General features: G+C 42.6%; 4 protein-coding genes. 3 read left to right on the top strand and 1 reads right to left on the bottom strand.

Translation table 11 applies throughout. The annotated features are described in order from the left end of the window. The coding region (locus tag GX419_08190; protein ID NLI24667.1) for a helix-turn-helix transcriptional regulator at positions 1-1,045 on the top strand (1,045 nt) is incomplete at its 5' end. A 3-nt stretch (positions 1,046-1,048) separates the two neighbouring features. Here the strand turns inward: GX419_08190 and GX419_08185 are convergent. Further along, positions 1,049-3,163: a tetratricopeptide repeat protein gene (locus tag GX419_08185; GenBank protein NLI24666.1), complete on the bottom strand. Its 2,115-nt coding sequence runs from the start codon at positions 3,161-3,163 to the stop codon at positions 1,049-1,051. Between the two features lie 690 nt (positions 3,164-3,853). Here GX419_08185 and GX419_08180 point away from each other — a divergent pair. Continuing rightward, positions 3,854-5,524 (top strand): hypothetical protein, encoded by a 1,671-nt coding sequence (locus GX419_08180; GenBank protein ID NLI24665.1) that lies wholly within the window; start codon positions 3,854-3,856, stop codon positions 5,522-5,524. A 267-nt stretch (positions 5,525-5,791) separates the two neighbouring features. Continuing rightward, on the top strand, positions 5,792-6,718 hold the full coding sequence (locus tag GX419_08175; GenBank protein NLI24664.1) for a hypothetical protein: 927 nt from the start codon (positions 5,792-5,794) through the stop codon (positions 6,716-6,718). Positions 6,719-6,890: the final 172 nt, after the last annotated feature.

The following is a 6,890-nucleotide window of genomic DNA, read 5'->3' as shown; positions in this document are numbered from 1 at the left end:
GGCCAAGATGTGGCTGTCAGCGGCAATGTTGAATGCATCGATGGTCTTTCTGGGCAACTACCTGTATTTTTCGCATAACTATCATACATACAGCTATCTGCACAGCCTTCATATATTTTCTGTTCTGGCAGTATATCCTTCGGTGTATATTTACGTTCTATTGCTTACGCGGCCTGGTTATAGTTTACGGAGCGCATGGCGGCATTTTGTTCCGGGATTGGTCTTTTTTGTTTTATCGGCCACAGTTTTTTATTTTTTTCTTACACCCGAACAAAGGGTTTACTTTCTCAGCACGTACAGGCTTCATCCTACCTATGACAATTTTGCTCTTCGCTTTCTTTTCCGGGTCAGGTATTTCAATATTGCCGCCCTGTTTGTTCAGATTGTCCTGTATGCCGTATTGATTTACAAAGTGCTGGCCGGATACAGAAAACAGCTTCCTGAATGGTTTTCCGATCCTTCAGGAATTAGTCTGGGGTGGATGCGGATTTTTAATGCCACTTTTATTCTGGCCGCCTTTCTAAGTATTTCTTTCTATTCCATCAATCCGGTAAAGCTTTTTGGAGATGAGCGCTACCTGATTTTCCCGCTGTATTTGTTTGCGGTCATTATATGGATTTTAGGAATACTCGGAAACAATCAGAAGGAAGTGTTTACAGGAAAACAGGACGACGGGAACATCAGCGACAACGGGTCAGAACCGCAGGGATATGAAAAGTTAAGTGAGGCAATGAAGGTTTGGATGGAGATGGAAAAACCTTATCTGAAGCCGGACCTGAAGATCTGGGATGTAAGCCTTGCCCTTCATACGAACAGAACTTATTTGTCGCGAATGATTAATCAGCTGCATAGATGCAATTTCAGTCAGTATGTGAACCGCTACCGGGTAGAACACAGCAAGACCCTGCTGAGGGAGGGAAGGATGAATCTGGAAGAAACGGCCCAGTCTTCGGGTTTTGGGTCGGTCAGCACGCTGATAAGGGCCTTCAGGGAAGTTGAGGGGACTACGCCGAAACAATGGATGCGGCAGAACGCCAGCAGGTAATTTTCAGGTGACTTTAATTCCGATTACCAGCACATCATCCACCTGGTCGTAGCCGTTTTTCCATTCTTCGAAGAATGCATCGAGATAAGCCAGCTGTTCGCCGGCCGGAAGGGGATGGATTTTCAGGAGGATATCCTTGAAGGATTTGGCTTTCAGTTTTTTTCCTTCAGGGCCTCCGAACTGGTCTTCGTAGCCGTCGGAAGAGAGGTAGATACCGTCGCCCGCCTGAAGCTGGAAAGTCTGGCAGGAGAACGGGGTATTTCCTTTTTCTGAATAAATGCCGATGGGCATCCGGTCGGCTTTCAGTTCGGTAATATCGCCGTTGCGTACGATGTAGCAGGGGTTGTATGCTCCGGCGAATTCGAGCATTCTGGAAGCATCGTCAACAACCAGCAGGGAGATGTCCATGCCGTCTTTGCTTTCGCCTTCGCGGCCTGTCTGGTGCATGGAGCGGATAACCTGTTCGCGGAGGCGGTTGAGAATCTGGTCGGCGTGGAGGATGTGTTCTTTGTTTACGATTTCATTGAGGAAAGAAACGCCGAGCATGCTCATAAAAGCGCCCGGCACGCCGTGCCCTGTGCAGTCGGCCGCAGTAATAACCGTTTTGCCGTTACGGCGCGTCATCCAGTAGAAGTCGCCGCTTACAATATCGCGGGGTTTAAAAAGAATGAAATGTTCAGGGAGGATCTGCTGCCGGATATCTTCAGGAGGGAGAATAGCCTGCTGGATGCGGCTGGCATAGTGAATGCTGGCGGTAATTTCTTCCTTCTGCCGCTGGATCTGGTCGCGCTGCTGCATCACCAGGTCGCGCTGGGCTGCAATTTCTTCCTTTTGCTGGGCCAGCAGGATGTTGTCTTTCTGCTTGATTCTGTAACTGCGGTAAATGACAAGCGCCAGGGTAGTGACAAACAACAGGGCAATCAGGATAAACCCTGTGCGAATCATTTGTTTGCGGCGTTCCTGCTGCCGGAGGAATTCCTGCTCGCGCTGTTTGCGGTCAAATGTGTGCTGCATCTCAAGCTGGGTGAGCTTTTTGATGTTTTCATCGTTGCTGATGCGGTCTTCGGCCTGTTTGTAAAGTTTGTAGTAGGTATATGCCTTTTCAAAATCACGAATGTGGGCATACGCATCACTCAGTTCTTTGGCCGACCTTCGCACAATTTCGGCTGAACGGAGTTCACGTCCGGCATCAAGTGCTTTTTGCAGGTATTCAATGGCTTTTTTGAATTCAAAGGTTGCATTGTAATATACGCCGGCAGAAAGCCAGGCCTCGGCAAGGCCTGATTTCAGACCGATACCGGAATAAAGATCCTCTGCTTTTTTAAAGTAACGAATTATGCTGTCGGAAGGATAGTTCAGTTTGTCATAAATGTTGGCAATGTTGATATACGAAGAGGCAATGTCGGCTTTGTTGTCAAAACGGCTGTTGATTTCGATGCTTTTTCTGAGGTAAAGCAGAGCAGAATCGTAAAGGGCCAGTTTATCAAAAACGGCACCCAGATTAATGTAACAGCTGGCAATTCCCTTTTCATTTCTGATTTTTTCTTCCAGCTGAAGGCTGCGCATGTAATAATTATGGGCCTGAACAAACGAATCAAGGCGGAAATAGATATTGCCGATATTGCTGAGCGAAGCGGCAATGCCTTTTTCATCCTTAAGGTCTTCCTTGATGGTGAGGCTTTTGAAATGGTTTTCGAGGGCTTTGGTAAAATCGCCCAGAAACAGGTACATATTGCCGGTTTTATTGAGGATACTGCTCCGGGCCGGCAGGTCGTTAAGTTTCATAGCGGCTTCATCAGCCTGACCAAGCAGGTCAATAGCCCGGAAATAGTCTCCTGCTTTTTCAAAGTATGCGGCCAGCGACTGATAAAAGGAAGGGAGGAATTTTTCCAGTTTTCTTTTCTGAAGTTCCTCAACGGATATCTGAACGATGTAGTCAGCCGCTGAAGGCCGCGCTGATGCTTCTGCGAGGCTGTAGTTCAGCAGAATTCCGATGCGCAGGGAATCAGTCGGGGCTTTATCAAGGGCAAGGCGGACCGAATCGGGAATGGCGGCAGGACCCGATAAAATCCGGGCGGAAAGAAGAAAAAACAGCCAAAGGACAGCGGTTCGTTTCATGCAGGAGGCAAAACCATCCAAACTACACAAAGGTAAAAAAGCTGTTGAGGTATGGAATCATTTTACTGAAAAAATTATGGTGGATTAAGAAAATGATGAGCAGGGATGAGCCCCAGGGCTGACCGCTTTCACTGCGTTTCAGCGGGGTTTGCCCGGATGCCGGCACTAATGCATTACTTCGTTTGTTCTCCTGTTGCGAAATACGGGTGTAATCGCTAAAGGACAAAAAGCACATGAACAACACTCGGAATATGGTATTCAGAAGGTTTTGCACAGTGCAATAGTTACTGCTGAAATAAAGAAACCTGTAACTCTGCACTGGTTGCGATACTCGTATACAACGCATTAGCTTTGGGCACTGACCTCAGGTATTTTCAGTAATTACCGGGACATAAAAGCAGAATAACTACTGAGATATACACACATGTTACTGAAAAATCTCTTTAAAAAAATCAACCTTTGATGATTTGTAATTTTTTTTGGTAGATTTGTTTCAGGGACGTATGCAATTCAACTGCTGAAAAAAGAAAAAAAAGTGTTCAATATATTCCAATTTGGGTGTATAAACATACCCTTATTAGTTTTGAGGTTTATATATAAATGAGTTGACGTTTATTTACAAAACAAGAATGTATTCGTTTTCAATTCAATATATTTTAACCTCATAATGTAGAATTAAAAACATTTTTAATGAAAAACTTAACTCTTTATTTTATTTTTATTTCTCTTTTTATTTCCTGCAAAAATAGCGAAGAGAGGAAATTAAAATTAACAGAAAAAATGATAGTTGCAGGCGAGAACCTGATTCCTTCAACACCCGGCGCCACACCCAGTTACTGGTGTACCTGGGGGGCACAGAATTATGCGGTTGATAGTGCAACCATTGCGAATTCAACATTTGGTATCGGAGGTCATACTGTAATTGCCCGAAATCTTACGGAAGCAAGAGTCTTTGGGAAAGAAGGTTGGGCCGCAAGTTATAAAAAAATTCAGAAAGATTTATACCTCATGTTCGATGTGGGATGGGACATACCTGCGGATATGAATTTTGACGATAGTCGCTGGAAGTTAGGCTCACAGAATGTAGCCACAGATAAATTCCCATCCTGTACAGGTACGCCGGTTGAAAAACTCAAAAAGTTAAATGAACTTACGAAAGCTGCCGGTTGGAAAGGTGCCGGATTATGGATACCTGCACATGCCTGGCAAGAAGGGAAAGGCGGTAAAATGTTTTCGTGGAAAGAGCTTGAATCGTTCTTTCGTGAAAAAGCAAAATGGGCTAATGAGGCGGGTATTGAATATTGGAAAATGGATTATGGTTCAAGATTTGGCGATCTGGAGTTTAGAAAATTAGTAACAAAAATTGCTAAGGAAGAAGCGCCAAAATTGTGGGTTGAACATTGTATCGGTGGCGGACCACTTAACGATGTAGAATGTCCATGGGATTGTGAGGCTACGGGGTCCGGTGAGTTTATAAGATGGTGTAATGGAGGAAAACTAAAATTCGCAGTGGATCAATTAGAATTTGCTCAAGTCCTACGTACTTATGATGTAACTGCTTATCTTTCCGTTCCTACAACCCTTGACAGAGTTGCGCAAATTCTGAATTCTTGTGCTGGTAAAAATCAAATTTCCGGAATTCTGAATTGCGAAGATGAGCCATATATTGCTGCTACTTTGGGCTGCATGATGGGTATTATGCGACACCCTGCATTTCTGTCCCAAAAAAGTTATGCTTACGATCCTTTGGAGCTAAGAAAAAGAATTGATGAAGTAATTAGAGCTGTTCGCTGGCAACGAATTGCTCCTGCATTTGGCGCCGGTTTAACTCCTATGTTTATTGACAGCGTGAGATTAACGGATACATGGGCTGTGAAAAAGGGAGAATCATGGACTACCTGGTTATACGGGCAAACTATTAAACAAAGTGCTCCGGCAAGGGTTTCAAGAAATATGCCCTTACCGGTTGTAAAATGCGAGGGAGATGCACCGTATGTAATTGCTTCAAAACATATTTCAGGTGCAATCTCAGTTGCAACACTTATGAGGCACGATACCATCAAAGGGTTCTATTTTCCTCTTGCCGATGTTACTGTATCTGTCGAAAATTACCGGTTTCCAATAGCTGCTTTCGGGAGATACAAGTCCCTGACTCTTAACTTTCAAAAATTACCGGCAAAGTTCAAAATATTAGCGCAGGATTTAGCAGGTGATATTGTTTATGACATTACCGAAATGGTGGAAAAAAAAGGAAATAATCTCACTTTTTGCGGAAATTTAATCAAAACTGTAGGTCTATCAGCTGCCACCGATACGGATATTTCTGAAGCAGGAATAGTAATAAAGATAATCGAAAATTAATAATAATACATTTATAATGAAAAATCTGGATTTATGATGATAAACCACTAATAACAACTATATGTCAATTGGGGTTTCGGTGCGGATAAGAAAGTTTTCAGCCTGCAACAGCGGCATCGGGGTTCGACAGGAAAGCAACCCCCAATCCCCAACTGCATATAGTTCCTTCCGTTAGGCTTAATTGGGCATGAAACTTACAATTAATTTATAGCCCATTATTGAAAAGGAAATTTTAAAATCAGAAGCAACTGTTCATAAATAAATAATATGAAAGAACTTACTATCCTGCTAATTTTATTAAGTTATAATTTATTTGCTCAACTTGAACGCACAAAGTTCTTAATAACAACTGTACGCACAGGCGACACAGAAATTTTTGCTGTAAATCCTGTTACAGGTGATGCATTCAATATTAGCAAAGCCCCAATGTCAGAAGAGCGTTATCCAGCATGGCATCCAAACGGTAAACAGGTAATTTTTACATCAAATCGTGAGGATGGCAAAACCTTTAATTATTACATAGCAAATTTAGATGGTTCTCATCTTAAAAAGATCACCAACTTACCTGAAGGTTCCGTTGCTTATTGGGCATCTTTCACATCTGATGGTAAATGGATTTATTTTAATGAAGGGAATACTTCCAAGATCTATAGAGTAACACCCGAAGGCAGGCAACAGGAAGAAGTAACAGAGGGTCGAGATGCTTGTATTTCGCCAGATGGTAAGAAATTTGTTTTTACACAAAAAGGGCAAAAAGGTTGGGGAGTGTGGATAATGGACTCTGATGGTAAAAATCGTGTACAAATCATACCCAATGAATCTGAAATTGGCGGAATTGCTCCAGTTTGGTCACCCGACGGTAAAAGAGTAGCATTTTCAATGCAAGTAGGTGAGATTGCAGAAATTTTCTCATGCAATGCTGACGGGTCTGACTTGAGGCAGCTAACAAATATAAAACAAATTAGTAGTTCACCAGCATATTCACCAGATGGTAGGTTTATTACTTTCAGAGTTACAAATGAAGCCTACTGGCGAGACGTAAAAAAAATGAAACAAACATACGATGAAAAAGCAGGTGATAAACGTCCAATTTGGGTAATGAATGTCGATGGCAGTAACGCCAGAATCGTAGAAGTGCTGCATTATCAGTGTGCAATGGATGGCAGTAGGGCAGAAATTTTTAATATAAAATAGCCATAACACAGCCTTCCCTCTGGTTATTATTGACTTGATTATAAAATAGCAAAAACTAATTTGAAAATAAACACTAAATAAAAGTCGAGAAGGTAAAGGGGAGTATTAATTTATAGGGCCTTGATTATAAACACCAATTTTTGACATAAGTCAAAATAAGAATGAAACTCTC

Source organism: Bacteroidales bacterium, from assembly GCA_012517825.1.
In the GTDB taxonomy this organism is placed as follows: Bacteria; Bacteroidota; Bacteroidia; order Bacteroidales; family JAAYUG01; genus JAAYUG01.
Note: the sequence above shows the minus strand (reverse complement) of the source record. Positions and strands in the feature narration are given on the sequence as shown.

Coding starts and splice junctions, on each gene's coding strand:
- GX419_08185 (NLI24666.1), bottom strand. CDS start 3,163: ATGAAACGAACCGCTGTCCTTTGGCTGTTTTTTCTTCTTTCCGCCCGG.
- GX419_08180 (NLI24665.1), top strand. CDS start 3,854: ATGAAAAACTTAACTCTTTATTTTATTTTTATTTCTCTTTTTATTTCC.
- GX419_08175 (NLI24664.1), top strand. CDS start 5,792: ATGAAAGAACTTACTATCCTGCTAATTTTATTAAGTTATAATTTATTT.